Origin of the sequence: Sorangium sp. So ce367, from assembly GCF_051520455.1 — a bacterium.
Classification (GTDB): Bacteria; Myxococcota_A; Polyangia; order Polyangiales; family Polyangiaceae; genus Sorangium; species Sorangium cellulosum_B.
The window spans coordinates 9,555,869-9,571,102 of sequence record NZ_CP150334.1 but is presented as its reverse complement, the minus strand read 5'-3'; the positions used below and the strand labels follow the sequence as shown (position 1 = coordinate 9,571,102).

Below are 15,234 nucleotides of genomic sequence, written 5' to 3'. Positions count from 1 at the left end.
CCATCGTCCCGCCGGATGGCCCCGGACGGAAAAAAAGATACGCTGTCCGCATGCGCCAGCTTGCTTCGTCCCTCGCCGCCCTCTCGCTCCTGCTCTCGTTCACCCCGCCAGCGCTCGCCGAGGAGACCGTCACGGATGCGCAGTGGGCCAAGTCCCACGGCTTCCGTCTCGGCGTGGAGGCGGACGTGCTCACCAGCACCATCGAGGCGAACCTCCCCGACTGGGAAACCGTGAGCAGCGACGGGACGAGCGGCGCGTGGGAGGGGGACTCCTTCGTGGCGTCCTTCGCGGCGGTCGCCCAGATCAAGCTGATCGGGGGGCTCCACCTCGACGCCGAGCTGCCGTTTGCGTACGGGAGCAGCAAGGCGAGCGAGCCAGGCACGGGGGAGCACGACGCGACGACGGTCGCGCCGGAGCTCGAGGGGTTCTTCTTCGGCAATCCCTCGATAGGACTTCACTACGCCGGGAACATTTCCACCATGATGATGCTCGTCGGCGGGCTCTCGGCCTCCATCCCCATCACGCAGGATCCGTCCGACGACACGAAGGCGGCCGCGGCGGCGGCGCTGGCCGTGCGGGGGTATTTCGACACGCAGCGGGCGCTCCTGGAGCACGTCCCGCTGCGGGCCCGCGGCGGCATCGAGCTGCGCCCGATCGAGGCGCTCTATGTGCGGAGCGATCTCGTGGCGATGTTCGCCATCCCCACGGGCGGCGGCGACACGGAGTTCTTCATCGAGCAGAGCAACGAGGCGGAGCTGCGCAGCGTGGGCGGGTTCGGGGTCGGCGCGCGGCTCCAGGCCGCGTTCCCGCTCACTCAGGCCGACAAGATGCAGCTCGCGGCCGAGCCCTTCGTCGGGGTGGAGCCACCCGCGTCGGGCCTGTACTTCCGCGCCGGGCTGCTCGTGGCGCTGGACGAGCCGCTCGGGTTCGGCCTGGAGCAGGGCAAGCTCGCGACGCTCCGTCTCGCCGTGGGGGCCAGATTCTGAGCTGGCTGCGGCCGCGTGGCGCGAAGGGACAGGGCCTGCGGGAGGGACCTGTGCCGGCACGGGGGGGGTCTGCTAAATATCCCTGTGAATGAAGCGACGGACAGCAGAGCTCAGCGCCGATGATCTGCAAACGCTCGCGCGCTCCCCCGACGAAGGTCTGCGCGTGAAGGCGGCGCTGCACCCGCACACGCCGCTCGCGACGCTGCTCTCGCTCGCTACCGACAAGGCCATTGGCGTTCGTCGCGCCCTCGCCCGCCGCATGGGCGCTCCTCGCGAGGTCCTCGCGCAGCTCGCGCGTGACCCCACGCGCCCCGTCCGGTGCGCTGTCGCCGCCCATCCAGGCTGTGACGAGCCGCTCCGCCGCCGGCTCTGGACCGACAGCGACGGTAATGTGCGCGCGGTCGCACGACACGCCGCGGCGATTCCGCGTCCCTTTGGCGAAGACCTCGCGCGACTCTTGCGCAACGAGCCGGTGCCCGCTTCCGTGCTCGCCGAGTTCGCCGAGCTCGGAGGCCAGGCACGCCGCGCCGTCGCTTCGCATCGCGAGTGTCCGCGCGACTGGCTCGAACGCTTCCGTCACGACGCGGACGCAGCCGTGCGGCTCGTCGCCGAGACGCGCATGGGTCTCTCGCTCGACACACTGCGTGCCTTCGCGCAACACCGACTGGCTTCTTATCGCGCCATCGCCGCCGCGTCGCTTCCGTGGGACGACGCGAGGATGCCCCAGCTGCTCGCTGATCAGAATGAACGCGTCTTGCTCGCGCTCTTGCGACGGCCGGACTTCCCCGCCGCGTTTTACCCCCAGATCACAGGCAGTCCGCCGCCCGCCGTGCGTCTGCTGCTCGCAACCCACGAAGCGCTCGATGCCGCGCACCTGCAGGGCCTGCTGCGCGACCCGCTCGCGGATGTTCGTCGGCGTCTGGCGCGGCGCCGCGCGCTGAGCGCCGAGCAGTTCGAAGTGCTTGCGAGCGACGACGACACCTGGGTGAAGCTCGAGCTCGTGAAGCGCCCCGATTGTCCCGAAGCGTGCCTGCGCCAATGGAGCCGTGCCTCGAGCGAGCTGTTGCGTCGCGCCGTGTTCGCGCATCCAGGCGTGACGCCGGACATCCTTGTCACCGCGAGCGCCCTGCGCGACAACCACTGCGAGATCGGAAAGCACCCGCTCACACCGGAGCATCTCCTCGTCCAGCTGGCCGACTCCGCCGACCTCTTCGTTCGTGGCGCCGTCGCGCAGAATCCGAGCACGACCGAGCGCATGCTGTCGCAGCTCGCGCGCGACCCCGATTCGTATGTGCGCTTGCTCGTTGGCAGAAACGAGACCTGTCCACTGTCCCTGCTGCTCGACCTCGAACACGACCCAGACTTCGTCGTGCGCCGTCACATCGTATGGCGCGCCGACTGTCCGCTCGATATCCTGGAGCGGCGCGCCACCGACGAGAACGCGCATGTCCGCTACGCCGTCGCGGACCACCCGCGAGCCACCGCCGCCGTGCTGTCGGTGCTGGCGCGTGACGGAGCGATGTTCGTGAGTTCGCGCGCCAAGGAGCGCCTCAGTGGCTCCTGACGACGCTCACCCGCGTCCGCGATCGCGCCCTGCTCCAGGTTCCCGAGCGCCGCGCCGCGCTGCTGGCCGCGCGCGCCGCGCTCGCCCGACCGATGTGACTGCGCTCCCGGGAGCCCCCTCCCTCTCCCTCCGGGAGGGGCTCGGGGTGCGGCGCTGGTCGTGAGCCGCCGCGATCCCCTTGAGCCCGGCGACGCTCGCCTCCACGCTCATGCCCACACCGCGCGGCCGCTGAGCGCAGCCGCTTTGCTCGGAGATGATCATGCCCCTCGAACGCCCTGCCCTGAACCCCAGCGATCTCGAGCCCCGCACCGGCTCGACGTACCCCGAGCCGTTTCCCGCGCGCGTCACGCCGCGCGAGAAGCGCGCGCTCGGCGACGCGCTCGGCCTGACGAAGATCGGCGTCAACCTCACCACGCTCTTCCCGGGCAAGGCGTCGGCGCTGCGGCACTATCACTCTCACGAGGACGAGCTCGTCTTCGTGCTGGAGGGCGAGGTGGTGCTGCGCACGGACGACGGCGAGCAGGTGCTCACGGCGGGTCAGTGCGCGGGTTTTCCGGCCGGTGCGCGCAACGGGCATCACCTCGTCAACCGCAGCGCCGCGCCAGCGCGTTACCTCGAGATCAGCAACCGCGATCCCGAAGACAGTGTTGAGTATCCCGACGAGGACCTCGCCTTCCGCAAGGTGGGCGGCGAGTACGCCTTCACGCACAAGGACGGAACACCTTACTGAGTGGATGAGTTGGTGAATGACCGCCGCGAGAGGTGGGCTCGGGTCCACGCGGCGCCGGGACGCAGCGCAGAGCAGAGCAGGTCCGCCGCGCGCCGGCGCGGGTTGTCTAGAACACCAATATCATGTTGAAACCCGGAGAATTTTCACAGGGAGGCGAGGAGGCGGGGAGGAAGAAGAAATGAATTTCTCCGTCTTGCCGTCTCTCGCTCCCCGCCTCCCCGTCTCCCTGTGAAATTCCTGCTTTTTCTCGGGGTTTCAACCCCTTTGTCGCTCTAGATCTCCAGCTGCGGTCCGCCGTCCAGAACCAACAGGTCGAGATCGCGGAGCTGCTCGCGGTCGCCCACGACGTCGATCCGGGCGATCTTCCCTTGCGCGAGGGTGAAGCGGAGCACCCGGAAGAGCCTTCCTTTCGGGGCCACGACGATGCCCACCGTGCCGTCCACGAGGGCGGGGCGGGCGAATTTGGCGCCGCGCGCGGCGGGGATCGCCTGCTTGGCCCAGGCGCGCGCCCCGCGGATCTCGCCCCCGGCCGGGGGCTCGACCGTCGCGTCGGCGTGGACCACGACGTCCGGATCGAGGATCGCCACGAGCGCGTCGAAGTCGCCGCCGCGCATGGCCGCGATGAAGGCGTCGACGACCTCGCGCTGGCGGCCGACGTCGGCGTCCGGGGACGGGGGCGCGCCCTGCACGCGGCGGCGGGCGCGGCTCGCGAGCTGCCTCGCCGCGGCCGGGGAGCGGCCCACGATGGCGGCGATCTCCTCGAAGGGCACCGCGAACAGGTCGTGCAGCACGAAGGCGAGCCGCTCGGCGGGGGTCAGCGTGTCGAGCACCACGAGCAGCGCGAGGCCGACCGAGTCGGCCAGCACCGCCTCGCGCTCGGGGTCGGTCCCGGCCTCGCGGTCCGCGGCGGGGTCGGGCGCGGCCATCGGGTCCTCGCGCCGCGCCTTGCGCGAGCGCAGCATGTCGAGGCACACCCGCGCCACGACCGTCGTCAGCCACCCGCCCAGGTTCTCGACGCCGCTCGTGTCGGCGCGGCTCAGGTGCAGCCAGGACTCCTGCACGGCGTCCTCCGCCTCGCTCAGGGAGCCGAGCATCCGGTACGCCACGGCCTGCAGATGGGCCCGGTGGGCCTCGAACCGCTCCGCCAGCCAACTATTTTCATCCATCGGTCACACTCCCTCGTCGTGCTTCGTCATGGCTGTGACGGACGAACCCTAGCCGATGTGACGACGCGAACGGACGTTCCGCGCGCCGTCACCGTTGGCGAGCACACCCGAACGCCTCGAGAGGAGCACGAACATGCTGAAAGCACGGATGAAGAACCCCGCGATGGTCATCCCCGACGTCATGCAGCCGATCTACGCCCTGGTCGGCGCGGTGAAGAAGAGCGGCGTGCCGGCGCGGACGCTCGAGCTCGTCCACCTGCGGGTGAGCCAGATCAACGGGTGCGGCTTCTGCGTCGACATAGGCGCGCGCGAGATGAAGAAGACGGGCGAGACCGACGAGCGCATGTTCGCCGTGGCGGCGTGGCGCGAGGCGCCCTATTTCACCGACGCGGAGCGCGCCGCGCTGGCGCTCGCCGAGGCCGCGACGAGGCTCAGCGACCGCGCGGATCCGGTGCCCGACGCCGTCTGGGAGGAGGCCGCGCGGCATTACGACGAGCCGGCGCTCGCGGCGCTGACCCTGCACATCGGGCTGGTCAACCTCTTCAATCGGTTCAACGTGACAACGAGGCAGATCGCCGGCTCGATGAAGTTGGATGCGCGCGCGGACAACCGCTGACGGGGAGAAGCCGTGGGATTAGCGTCCTAGGAGCGACCAGAAAGGGCGCTCATGTCCCGGCGCGCGGTGAGCCATGCGGTCCCGGCGGCGGCCAGGAGCGCGGAGGCGCCGAGGAGATAGAGCCGGCGCAGGGCGACCCCCGTCTTGTCGGGATCGAAATCGGGGAGCGAGCTCCGCGAGCCGCGCGGCAAGACCCAGGCGTCGCTCCCGCCGCCGATCGCGCGCATGGCGCGCCCGAGCGTCTTCTCGGGCGCCATCCGGCTCTGAACGTACATGATCCAGCGGCCCAGCGGGGTATGCCCCTTCGGCTTCTGCTCCATCGACGTGATGACGCGGCGGAGCTCGGCGGCCGTCTCGGCCGCGCTCCCCTCGCCCGGCAGGCGGGCCCATTCCCCGTGACCCGGCAACACCCACGCGAAACTCAGCCAGCCGGCCTCCGCCGCGGCGAGCAGATACCGCACCGAGCGGATCTGGCGCTCCCAATCCTCCCAGCATTGCAATCGGTGCGCCACGAGCTGACCCAGGAAGCGCGAGTAGCTCAGGTGATCGCCGGTGAACAGGAAGCGGCCTCGATAGAGGAGGCATAACGAGCCCGGCGTGTGCCCGGGCTGCGGCAATAGCATGAACTCGGCCTCTCTGGCCGCCTCTCTCGAGAGCGGCTCCCCCTCGAGCGAGAGGGGGCCGAGCTCGTTCCCGGGCTTGATCTCCACGTCGCCGGTCGAGGGCATGTACTTGGTCTCACGGAGGTTCACGTCCGCGGCGCCGAGGATGCGGCGGCAACCCGGGAAGCGGCTGGCGAACTCGGCGTGGTGGTTCGTATGGTCCCTGTGCGTCAGAAAGAGCCATCGCACGCCGCCGTGCTCCGCGAGCCAGCGGAAGACCTCCTCGCTCGGCTTCGGGGGATCGATCAGCACCCCGCCTCCGTCGCGCTCGATGAAATAGGACAGGGCGCCGAAGTTCTTGACGGATGGCTGTCCGATGACCCAGACATGATCCTCGATGGGCCGCGGAAACCCGCGCCAGGGTGACCCGAGATCGCCCCGGCGAACCGGCGCCGCGCCCGGCTTGAGCGTGATGGCGCCGAACGGGCACGCCGCGACCGCCGTCCGCGCCGCCATCAGCTCTTCCTTGCTCCGCGGCTGCCGCAGCACACCCGTGAAGGCGCCCTGCTCGTAGGAGCCCGGCAGCACCGAGAGGCGGCGGCCTCCCCGGAGGTCGCTGGCCGGCACCACCTCGCCCAGGAGCTCCGGCGCGAAGTTCCGGCACGTGCCGGCGCCGCAGCACTTGCGCGTAACGAATAGCTCTCCCCACTCCTCAACCTGCATTTCGTCTTGCATCGCGGTACCTCGTGGATGGCAATGGCCGGTAGCGCATCTCTCAGCCGAGCTCGGAGCTCTCCATTTCTTCGCTGCCAGCCGTGGTAACGTCAAGGACGAGGGTAGGTTCTCCCGCTGCGCTTGACCAGGTAGCGGCGGGCGAATGGCTCGTTCGACCAGGCTGCACAATGTTCGATTTCGACGCGATGGCGACGTTCGTGGAGGTGGTGCAGCTCGGGAGCTTCAGCGCGGCGGCGAAGGCGCTGCGGCTGCCGCGTTCGACGCTCAGCCAGCGTGTGGCCCGCCTCGAGGCGTCGCTCGGCGTGCGACTCCTCGAGCGCACGATGGCTCGGTCCGGTTTGGTTCGGCGCTCATGGTGCCTGACGAGCTGACGGGTGCGGGGGGACAGCTCGCGAAGGAACCCGCTCGGTCGCCGGGAAGCGCGGAGACGACCACTGCCTTGTCGCGCAGCAGAGGTCGCCCGAAAAAATCCCCACAGGGAGGATCGCTGGTCGCATTCCGTCCTGCTCGACACTACGATGAGGCCCCGACAGCAGCGCCCCTGAAGGATGTGAGGGGGGCAATGATGGAGCTGCGGGATTACACACCGGAAAAGGTAATCTACGACGGCACCGAGACACGGGTATGGCGCGCGGTCCATGTCCCCTCGGGGGCGCGCGTGGCGATCAAGATCCCGGTGGCCGAGGTGGCCAGTCCGCGCGTGATGGGGCGGCTGATCCACGAGCACCAGGTGCTGACGCAGCTCGCAGAGGTGCCCGGGGTGGCGCGCGCACGGGCGCTGGAGCAGCGGGGCGGCTCTGCGGCCCTGGTGCTGGAGGATCCTGGCCTCGGGTCGCTCGATCGCCTGCTCGCGAAGCAGGGGCGCGTGCCGGTCGGGGCAGCGCTGCGGCTCGGCCGGCTCCTGTCACGGGTGCTCGAGGGCGTGCACGCCGCCGGCGTGATGCACAAGGACATCAAGCCGCAAAACGTGCTGGTGGACGAGGCGTGTGAGAGGGTCACGCTGCTCGACTTCGGCATCGCCTCGCTGCTGTCCCAGGAGGCGACCGAGGCGAGCATTCCGGAGGCGCTGGAGGGGACGCTCGTCTATATTTCCCCGGAGCAGACGGGGCGCACGGCGCGCGCGCTCGATACGCGCACGGACCTGTACTCGCTGGGGGTGACGCTCTTCGAGGTCATGTCGGGGCGGCTGCCGTTCACGGAGCGCGATCCGCTCTCGCTGGTGCACGCGCACCTGGCCAAGGACCCGCCTCCGCTCGACGCCGTCGCCCCGGAGGTGCCGAGCGCCGTGGCAGCCATCATTGCGAAGCTCCTGGCCAAGGATCCCGAGCGGCGCTACCAGACGGCCCGCGGCGCGGCGGAGGATCTGGAGGAGGCCCTCCGTCAATGGGACGAGCGGGGCACGGTCGAGCCGTTCGGCCTGGGAAGAAAGGACTTCTCACGCAAGCTCCGGTTGCCGCAGGTGCTCGTGGGGCGGGAGCGCGATGTCGAGCGGGTGGGCGAGTCCTTTGCGCGCGCCGCGCAGGGCATGACGGAGCTCCTGCTCGTCGGCGGCCCGTCGGGCATCGGCAAGACGGCGCTGGTGCGCACCGTCTACAGGGGTATCGCGCAGGCGGGGCGCGGGCTGCTGATCGCGGGAAAGCACGATCAGCTCGCGCGGTCGACGCCTTACGCGGCGCTGGCGCAAGCGTTCGGGGCGCTGATGCGCCAGTGGCTCTCCAGCTCGGAGGCGGTGCTCGAGGCCTGGCAGGAGCGGATCCGGCGCGAGGTCGGGGACAACGCGCGGCTCATCGCGGACGTGGTGCCGGAGCTCGACCTGGTCATGGGCAAGCTGCCGCCGGTGCCGCCGGTGGAGGGCGAGCAGGTGCTCAACCGGCAGAAGCTCACGTGGCTGAATTTCGTGCGAGCCGTCACGGCGCCGAACCCGCCGCTCGTGATGTTCCTGGACGACATGCAATGGGCCGACAGCGCCACGCTGATCATCCTGCAGACCTTGCTGACGGACGTGGAGCGCAAATCGCTGCTGGTGATCGCGGCGTACCGAGACAACGAGGCGCCGCCCGAGCACCCGCTGTGGAAGCTCGTTGAGGCGGTTGAAAAGAGCGATGCCAGCGTCTCGCGGATGACGGTGGGCCCGCTGTCGGCAGAGCAGGTGCAAAAGTGGTGCTCGCGGACGCTGGAGAGCGAGCCCGCGCGGGTGGAGCCGCTGGCGCGCGTGCTCTCGCGCAAGACCCGCGGAAACCCCTTCTTCCTGGAGCAGCTGCTGCTCTCCCTGCACCGGCAGAAGCAGGTGGTGAGGGACCCGGAGACCGGGGCGTGGCGGTGGGAGCAATCGTCGCTGGAGAAGGCGGGCGTCACCGACAACGTGGTGGCGCTCTTGACGGGCAAGGTCCGTGAGATGCCTGAGCCGACGCAGCAGCTCCTGGGGCTCGCGGCCTGCGCTGGCCACACGTTCCACCTGCACGACCTGGAGCGGCTCAGCGGGTGGGAGCGCGCCCGCGTGACGGGGGCGTTATGGCCGGCGCTGGACGCCGAGCTTGTGGTGCCGGTCGATGGGGCCTACCGCCCAGCGCAGGCGCTCGGGGTCATCGGCGCGGCGGCGATGGACGCGGCGTACCGGTTCCTGCACGACCGCGTGCAGCAGGCGAGTTATGAGCGGATCTCGCCGGAGCAGCGGGTCCTCGCGCACCTCGAGATTGGCCGCCGGCTCCAGGCGCGTCATCGCGCCGAGGGGGGGACGGTTCAGCAATTCCTGGAGCTCGTGCGGCACCTGAACCTGGGCGCGGCGCGGCTCGAGTCCGTCGAGGAGCGCAAGGAGCTCGCGCGGCTGAACCTGGAGGCCGCGCGCGCCGCGAAGGCGGCGAGCTCGTACCGGTTGATGACCCACCTGCTGGACAGCGCCCACGCGCTCCTCGGCGAGCGGGCCTGGGAGCAGGAGCGCGCGCTGTCGGTGGAGATCGGGCTCGAGCGCCTGGAGGCCGCCTACCTGCTGCGGGAGTTCGACGACGTCGAGGCGCGGGCGCTCGCCTTGCTGGACAGGCCCCTGCCGGAGGTCGCCTGGCTCTCGGCGCAGGAGATCCGCACGCGCTGCTGCGTCGCCACGGGCCAGTACACGCGGGGAATCGGGCTCGGGATGGCCGCCCTCGCGAAGCAGGGCATCACGTTCCCCGACACGGATGAGGCGTGCCAGGTCGCGCTCCTGCGAGAGTCCACCTCGCTGGATCAATGGCTCGATCACGAGCCGGACGGGTTCGATCGAATGCAGGTCGATCCGTCGCTGGAGCACCGGCTCATCGATGCCCTGATGACGCAGGCGCAGCTCTGCGCGATCTACGGTGGCCGGCCGATGCTGTATTCGCTCGTCATCGCCCGCATCGTGTCCGAGGCGATACGGCGGGACGCGCTCACGCCCGCCGCCACCCTCATGATCTGCAGCTTCGCCAACGCGTGGTCGGTGGCGACGGGCATGTATCGCCGCACCATGCGCTGGCTCACGCCCGGGGTGCGCGCCGCGGAGCGCGTGGGCTCCCCGATGCTCCCCGAGTGCCTCGCGCTCAAGGGGATCTACCTCGGCCACTCGAGGCCCATCGACGAAGCGTCCCCCGTCTATGAGCAAGCCATCGCAGCCGGCCTGAAGATCGGGTCGTTTCAAGGCACGAGCTGGGGGCTCCTGTGTGACTTGCTCTATTACCGGCTGTGGCGCGGCCTGCCGCTCGGCCAGGTCGATGCGCAGCACAAGGCGCGCTGGGAGCTGGTGCAGCGCGCAGGGGACGCCGTCGGACGACACCACTTCGAGCTGGTCGCGTCCTTCTGCGAGGTCTTGATGTCTCCTGACGGCGCCAGGCGCCTCCTGGAGGAGGAGCCGTTGCCGCGAGGTTCTCGTTCCCTCCTCGCCGACGGGGACAGGTACACCGGAGGGTTCGCTCGTGCCCTGGAAGGGTATCTGTTCTGCGCCGTCGGCAAGTGGGAGCGGGCGCTGTCGAGGATGCGGGAGGCGGAGCAGTTCCAGGCAGATCTCCTCGGGATCCCGATGGTGACGGACATCGCGCTCTTTCTCGCGCTCGCAGCAGCGAAATGCTGGCCTGACGCCATGACGAGCGAGGAGCGGGCGCGGCTGCGGCAGCATATCGAGCACAGCCTCGCGCGATTGCGCTACTTCACCGAGGGCTGCGAGGCCAATTTCCTCCACAAGCTGCGCCTCGGCGAGGCGGAGTACGCCCGCGTCCTGGGCAAGCCCGAGGAGGCAGCGGCCAGATACGACGAGGCCATCGAGCTGGCCCGCGAGCACCGCTTCCTGCACATCGAGGCCCTGGCAGCCCAGCTCGCCGCCGAGTCTCGGCTGGAGGCGGGCAAGAGCCATGTCGGGGTGATGTACCTGCGCGAGGCGCGCGACGCCTACGCGCGCTGGGGTGCTGACGCGGTGGTCGCCCATCTGAACGCGAGGTACCCTGCCGTGCTCAAGGCGTCCATGCACGAGTCGGCCTCCGACCGAACGACCGTGACGGCGACCACCACGACCACGGGCGGGTCCACGGGCGCGCATTTCGACGTGAAGACGGCGGTGCGCGCGGCGCAGGCGCTCGCGGGTGAGCTCGACCCGGGGCGCGTGGTGGGCCGGCTGATGGAGCTCACGCTGGAGAACGCGGGGGCGCAGCGCGGCGCCCTGGTGCTCAGCGAAGGGGAGGCGCTCTCGGTCGTCGCTCGTTTATGGGTGGAGGGGACCCGCATCGAGGCGGGCCTGTCGGAGCCTCTCGGGCAGAGCCACGACGTGCCGGTGGCGGTGGTGCAATATGCGGCCCGCACGGGCGAGCCGGTGGTGACGGGCGACGCGAGGTCCGACGCGCGCTTCGCCGGCGACCCGTACCTGGCATTGCACGCGGTGCTCTCGCTGCTGGCGCTGCCCTTGACGCATCGGGGCCACGTTGTGGGCGTGCTCTACCTGGAGCACCGCGACGTGCCGTCGGCGTTCCCTCCGGCGCGCGTGGAGCTCCTGTCGGTGCTCGCCTCGCAGGCGGCGATCGCCGTCGAGAACGCGGTGCTGTACCGGGACCAGGAGGTCAAGATCCAGGAGCGGACGGCGGAGCTGCGGATCGCCAAGGAGGCGGCCGACCGCGCCAATCGCGCGAAGAGCGATTTCCTCTCGAGCATGAGCCATGAGCTGCGCACGCCCCTCAATGGCATCCTGGGTTACGCTCAGTTCCTCATGCGAGCGCCCGAGCTCTCGCCGAAGAGCCGCGAAGGGGTGCAGATCGTGAAGAAATCGGGCGAGCACCTGCTGGCGTTGCTCAACGACCTTTTGGACCTGGCGAAGATCGAGGCCGGCAAGATGGAGCTCGTCCCCCGGAGGTTCGACTTTCCCTCCTTCGTGCACAACGTTGTGGATCTCTGCGGCGTGCGCGCCGAGCAGAGGGGCATCGCCTTCACCCACGAGGTGCGGGGTCCGGCGCTCGCCGCCGTGCACGCGGACGAGAAGCGCTTGACGCAGGTGCTCCTGAACCTGCTCGGCAACGCCATCAAGTTCACCGAGCGCGGCGCGGTCACCCTGCTCGTCGACGTTCTTGATGAGGGAGGAGATGGGCAGCGCGAGGTGCGCTTCCGGATCGAGGACACGGGCACCGGCATCGCCCCGGAGCACCTCGCGCGCATCTTCGAGCCCTTCGAGCAGGTGGGAGACCTGCGCGCGAAGAGCGAGGGCACCGGGCTCGGCCTCGCCATCAGCAAGAGGATCATCGAGCAGCTGGGCGGGACCATCCATGTCGAGAGCGAGCTCGGCAAAGGCAGCGCGTTCACCGTGACGCTCACGCTCGCCGAGGCGCTCTCTTCCGCGGCCGCCGACGAGGCCCCGGCGTGGGCCACGATCACCGGGTATCGCGGCGAGCGCCGCACGATCCTCGTCGTGGACGACAACCCCGGCAACCGCGCCCTGTTCTGCGATCTGCTGATCCCCATCGGCTTCGACCTCGTCGAGGCCGACGGCGGCGAATCCGCGCTGCGACTCGCCCTGGAGCACAGGCCGGCGCTGATCCTGATGGACCTGGCCATGCCGGGCCTGGACGGCTATGAGACCACGCGCCGCCTTCGGCAGATGCCCGAGCTCGACGGGGTGGTGATCCTGGCCTCGTCGGCGAACGTCACCGCCGCCGAACAGCCGAAGGGGGCTCACGCCGGCTGGGACGACTTCTTGCCGAAGCCGGTGCATGCCAGCCTGCTCTTCGAGAAGATCGCGCGTTTCCTGCGCGTGGAATGGATGCATGAACCGGTGAACGCCGTCGCCCCCACGGCGGTGAAGGGGGATGACGTGCTTGTGCCGCCCTCGGCCGAACAGCTGTCGCTGCTGTCGGGCCTTGTGGCGTCGGGCCGTATCCGGAAGGTGCTGGCGGAGGCGGAGCGGATGCAGCGAGATGAGCCGCGACTCGGCCCCTGGCTCGATCAGCTCCAGACGCTGGCGCGGACGTACCAGATGCGGAAGCTGCAGGAGTTCGTCGAGGAGCACGCCGCGGTAGGCCAGGTGGTGGCCGACGGTCGGCGATCATGAGCAGAGCCTCCGCGCCCGGCGCTCGTGAGCCCACGATCCTCATCGTGGACGACATGCCCGCCAACCTGGCCCTGCTCGTGGATCATCTGGAATCCGCGGGTCATCAGGCGCTCGCCGCCGAGGACGCGGAGGCGGCCCTGAAGCGGGCCAGCCTCATGAAACCCGACCTGATCCTGCTGGACGTGGTGATGCCCGGGATCGACGGGTTCGAGACCTGCCGGCGCCTGAAGGCGGCCGAGGGCACCCGGGACATCCCGGTGATCTTCATGACCTGCCTCGGAGAAGTGGCGGACAAGCTCGTGGGGTTCGAGGCGGGGGGCGTCGATTACATCACCAAGCCGTTCGAGATCGAAGAGGTGCTTGCGCGGATCAGGACGCACCTGAGCTTGCGCGAGGCGCAGAAGGAGCTCGAAGCGAAGAACGCGCAGCTCCTGCGTGCCCACCAGGAGCTCGAGCAACGGGTGCGGGAGCGCACGGCCGAGCTGGCGAGCTCGAACGCCGCCCTCGAGGCGGAGAACGCCGAGCGCCGGCGCGCGGAGGTCGCTCTGCGCGAGAGCCAGCACCTGCTTCAGGCCATCATCGACAACTCCACGGCGGTCATCTTCGTCAAGGACCTCGAAGGACGGTATTTGATGGTCAACCGCCGCTACGAAGAGCTGTTCCATGTGACCACGCGGTCGATCGCCGGCAAGACCGATCATGACCTGTTCCCCGCGGAGTGCGCCGACGCGCTTCGCGCTTTCGACCGGCAGGTGGTGGCGGCCGGGGGGCCGCTGGAGATGGAAGAGATCGTGCCCCACGACGATGGGCTCCACACGTACATCGCGATCAAGTGTCCGCTCTTCGACGAGTCGGGCCGGGCGTATGCGGTTTGCGGGATCTCCACGGACATCAGCGATCGAAAGCGGACCGAGGCGGAGCGGGAGATGCTCCTCTCTCGCGAGCAGGCGGCGCGGGCGGAGCTCGAGCGCACCGGGCGGCTGAAGGACGAGTTCCTGGCGCTCTTGAGCCACGAGCTGCGGACGCCGCTCACCGCGATCCTCGGCTGGTCGCAGCTGCTCCGCCTGCGCGGCCCGTCGGATGAAATCCTGAGCCGGGCGCTCGGGACGATCGAGCGGAACGCGCGGGCGCAATCCAAGCTCGTCGACGATCTCCTGGACATGTCGCGCATCATCGGCGGGCGGCTGAGCCTCGACGTGGAGGTGGTCGATCTGGTCGAGATGCTCGAAACGCTGCTGGAATCGGCGGAGCCGGCGGCGAAGGCGAAGGGGATCCGCCTGGAGCTCAGTGTCGAGTCGGCCGGGGAACAGGTCATGGGGGACCCGAATCGCCTCCAGCAGATCGTGTGGAATCTGGTCAGCAACGCGATGAAGTTCACGCGGCAAGGCGGGCAGGTGAAGGTATCGCTGCGCCGCGAGGGGACGTACGCGCGCCTCGCGGTGAGCGACACGGGGATCGGCATCGCGCCGGAGTTCTTGCCGTACGTATTCGAGCAATTCCGGCAAGCGGACGCCTCGACCACGCGCGAGTACGGCGGGCTGGGTCTGGGTCTCTCGATCGTGCAACACCTGGTGGAGCTGCACGGGGGGACGGTGGAGGCGACAAGCGCGGGCAAGGGTCAGGGGGCGAGCTTCACGGTGAAGCTGCCGCTCTCGGCCAAGCAGGCCGAGGCGCTGGCCGGAGGAGAGCCGCCGCAGACGCCGCAGCGCCGGCCGTCATGGCACCGCGCCGGGGAGCTCTTGAGCCTGAAGGGGGTGCGGGTGCTGGTGGTGGACGACGAGCCGGACACGCGAGAGCTGCTCCTCCGGATACTGGCGGAGTGCCAGGCGGAGGTGCGGACAGCGGGCTCGGTCGTGGAGGCGCTGGCGGAGCTGGAGCGGGACCAGCCGACGGTCCTGGTGAGCGACATCGGTATGCCGCACGAGGGCGGGTATGAGCTGATCCAGAAGGTGCGGCAGTTGCCGGAAGAGCGTGGGGGGAGCGTGCCGGCGCTGGCGTTGACCGCGTTTGCGCGCGCCGAGGATCGCGCGCGGGCGCTCACGGCCGGATACCAGATGCACCTGGCCAAGCCGGTGAAGCCACCGGATCTGGTGGCGCACGTGGCGACGTTGGCCGGGCGAATCCATGGCGGGGCGAGGTGAGGATCGACGCCACCTGCTCCGATCCGTTCGCCGCGCACGCTGGGCCCGGCGCGCTCCGAGATCGACTTCATGCCCGCACATTGTGGACGGGCTGCACCCGGGTTGGAGAGCACGGCGGCGCCGCGGCGGATTTCCCTCGAATGGCCGTGCGGACCGCTTGAT

Annotated in this window: 9 protein-coding genes; 7 read left to right on the top strand and 2 right to left on the bottom strand. The window is 69.8% G+C overall.

The features are described from left to right. Nucleotides 1-50 precede the first annotated feature (50 nt). From WME97_RS36260 to WME97_RS36250, 3 genes are all read left to right on the top strand, one after another. On the top strand, nucleotides 51-986 hold the full coding sequence (locus WME97_RS36260) for a hypothetical protein (protein ID WP_437544545.1): 936 nt from the start codon (nucleotides 51-53) through the stop codon (nucleotides 984-986). Nucleotides 987-1,074: 88 nt separating this feature from the next. Continuing rightward, nucleotides 1,075-2,550 (top strand): hypothetical protein, encoded by a 1,476-nt coding sequence (locus WME97_RS36255; protein ID WP_437544543.1) that lies wholly within the window; start codon nucleotides 1,075-1,077, stop codon nucleotides 2,548-2,550. 259 nt (nucleotides 2,551-2,809) lie between these two features. Continuing rightward, the gene (locus tag WME97_RS36250) at nucleotides 2,810-3,280 is read left to right on the top strand and encodes a cupin domain-containing protein (RefSeq protein WP_437544541.1); all 471 of its coding nucleotides are present in this window, start codon (nucleotides 2,810-2,812) and stop codon (nucleotides 3,278-3,280) included. Between the two features lie 272 nt (nucleotides 3,281-3,552). Here the strand turns inward: WME97_RS36250 and WME97_RS36245 are convergent, their stop codons facing one another. Beyond that, complete coding sequence (locus tag WME97_RS36245) at nucleotides 3,553-4,446, bottom strand: sigma-70 family RNA polymerase sigma factor (protein WP_437544539.1); 894 nt, start codon at nucleotides 4,444-4,446, stop codon at nucleotides 3,553-3,555. 136 nt (nucleotides 4,447-4,582) lie between these two features. On the opposite strand from WME97_RS36245, the gene WME97_RS36240 reads away from it, so the two are divergent. After that, nucleotides 4,583-5,062: a carboxymuconolactone decarboxylase family protein gene (locus WME97_RS36240; protein ID WP_437555562.1), complete on the top strand. Its 480-nt coding sequence runs from the start codon at nucleotides 4,583-4,585 to the stop codon at nucleotides 5,060-5,062. Nucleotides 5,063-5,088: 26 nt separating this feature from the next. Here the strand turns inward: WME97_RS36240 and WME97_RS36235 are convergent, their stop codons facing one another. Then, a complete protein-coding gene (locus WME97_RS36235) occupies nucleotides 5,089-6,399 on the bottom strand; it encodes an MBL fold metallo-hydrolase (protein ID WP_437544538.1) in 1,311 nt (436 codons plus the stop codon). A gap of 167 nt (nucleotides 6,400-6,566) precedes the next feature. On the opposite strand from WME97_RS36235, the gene WME97_RS36230 reads away from it, so the two are divergent. The 3 genes from WME97_RS36230 to WME97_RS36220 all read left to right on the top strand — a co-directional run bounded on the left by WME97_RS36230 (nucleotide 6,567) and on the right by WME97_RS36220 (nucleotide 15,072). Continuing rightward, nucleotides 6,567-6,770, top strand: a complete 204-nt coding sequence (locus tag WME97_RS36230) for a helix-turn-helix domain-containing protein (RefSeq protein ID WP_437544536.1) — start codon at nucleotides 6,567-6,569, stop codon at nucleotides 6,768-6,770. A gap of 191 nt (nucleotides 6,771-6,961) precedes the next feature. Next, nucleotides 6,962-12,931, top strand: a complete 5,970-nt coding sequence (locus WME97_RS36225) for an AAA family ATPase (protein WP_437544534.1) — start codon at nucleotides 6,962-6,964, stop codon at nucleotides 12,929-12,931. Continuing rightward, the gene (locus tag WME97_RS36220) at nucleotides 12,928-15,072 is read left to right on the top strand and encodes a response regulator (RefSeq protein ID WP_437544532.1); all 2,145 of its coding nucleotides are present in this window, start codon (nucleotides 12,928-12,930) and stop codon (nucleotides 15,070-15,072) included. Before WME97_RS36225 ends, WME97_RS36220 begins: the two co-directional genes overlap by 4 nt. The last annotated feature ends 162 nt before the right edge of the window (nucleotides 15,073-15,234 follow it).

Coding starts and splice junctions, on each gene's coding strand:
- WME97_RS36260 (WP_437544545.1), top strand. CDS start 51: ATGCGCCAGCTTGCTTCGTCCCTCGCCGCCCTCTCGCTCCTGCTCTCG.
- WME97_RS36255 (WP_437544543.1), top strand. CDS start 1,075: ATGAAGCGACGGACAGCAGAGCTCAGCGCCGATGATCTGCAAACGCTC.
- WME97_RS36250 (WP_437544541.1), top strand. CDS start 2,810: ATGCCCCTCGAACGCCCTGCCCTGAACCCCAGCGATCTCGAGCCCCGC.
- WME97_RS36245 (WP_437544539.1), bottom strand. CDS start 4,446: ATGGATGAAAATAGTTGGCTGGCGGAGCGGTTCGAGGCCCACCGGGCC.
- WME97_RS36235 (WP_437544538.1), bottom strand. CDS start 6,399: ATGCAAGACGAAATGCAGGTTGAGGAGTGGGGAGAGCTATTCGTTACG.
- WME97_RS36230 (WP_437544536.1), top strand. CDS start 6,567: ATGTTCGATTTCGACGCGATGGCGACGTTCGTGGAGGTGGTGCAGCTC.
- WME97_RS36225 (WP_437544534.1), top strand. CDS start 6,962: ATGATGGAGCTGCGGGATTACACACCGGAAAAGGTAATCTACGACGGC.
- WME97_RS36220 (WP_437544532.1), top strand. CDS start 12,928: ATGAGCAGAGCCTCCGCGCCCGGCGCTCGTGAGCCCACGATCCTCATC.